We start from the raw sequence: 1,087 nt of genomic DNA, 5'->3' as shown, positions 1-1,087 counted from the left end.
GTCTTCGGGGCCAACGTGGTTGTTCGGGGCACTGACGGGTCGCGTATCGATGCGGTCACGACGCGACTGGCCAAGGAGCTTGGCCTGTGACGGTAGACTGGGCGGCAGTGGTCGATGGCACCTGGCCCGCCGCACGGTATGAGCAATTGGGTCCGTTTCTGCTGCGCGAAGGGCAGGGCGGTGGATCACGCGTATCGGCGGCCAGCCGTACCGGCCCGGTCACAGCGACCGACATCGAGGCGGCCGAGGCGGTCATGCTTGCGATGGGCCAAAAGCGCATCTTCTGCCTGCGCCCCCACGACGCGGACCTGGACGAAATACTGGCGCAACGCGGATACGAGGTCCTGGACCCGGTCAACATCTATGCCTGCCCGGTCTCACAGCTGACGGACCAGCCGGTCCCGCCGGTCACGGTGTTCTGCCTGTGGGAGCCGTTGGCAATCATGCGCGAAATCTGGGCCCAAGGTGGCATCGGGCCTGCCCGGCTGGCCGTGATGGAACGGGCAACAGGTCCGAAAACCGGACTGTTGCTGCGTCACCGCGATCAACCGGCCGGCACCGCTTATGTCGCCATACATGATGGTATCGCCATGCTGCACGCGCTTGAGATCGTACCCGCCCACCGACGGCAGGGGCTGGGCCAATGGGCAATGCGCGCCGCGGCCTTTTGGGCGCTGGACAATGGCGCGCATACCCTTAGCGTGATCTGCACCAAGGCCAATACCGGCGCCAACGCGCTCTACCACTCTCTGGGGATGGAACGCGTCGGAGAGTATCACTATCGCCAGCTGGTCTGAGAGGAGACAGACGTGACCGATCGAGACATGCCCACCGCGCTTGACCTGCCAATGGTGGATCCGCTGCCGCCCGAGACGCAGAAATACTTCGATATCTGCGTCGAGAAGCTGGGCATGGTCCCGAACGTACTCAAGGCAAACGCCTTTGACATCGACAAGCTGAACGCGTTCACGGGCATGTACAATGACCTGATGTTGGCGGACAGCGGGCTCAGCAAGCTGGAACGTGAGATGATCGCAGTCGTGGTCTCGTCGATCAATCGGTGCTTCTATTGCCTGGTGGCCCATGG

2 protein-coding genes and 1 pseudogene are annotated in these 1,087 nt (G+C 63.1%); all 3 read left to right on the top strand.

Features of this window, described 5'->3' with window-relative positions; translation table 11 throughout:
• Window positions 1-90: pseudogene (locus AC2FM5_RS19635) on the top strand (competence/damage-inducible protein A); the annotation flags it as partial.
• Entirely contained in the window at window positions 87-797 is a 711-nt protein-coding gene (locus tag AC2FM5_RS19630) for a GNAT family N-acetyltransferase (RefSeq protein ID WP_170433798.1), read from the top strand. The pseudogene AC2FM5_RS19635 and the gene AC2FM5_RS19630, both read left to right, overlap by 4 nt.
• A 27-nt stretch (window positions 798-824) precedes the next feature.
• The coding region (locus tag AC2FM5_RS19625; protein ID WP_496737659.1) for a peroxidase-related enzyme at window positions 825-1,087 on the top strand (263 nt) is incomplete at its 3' end.

This window comes from Ruegeria sp. BHSA162, assembly GCF_059613385.1.
This window is presented reverse-complemented; position numbering and strand designations above follow the sequence as displayed.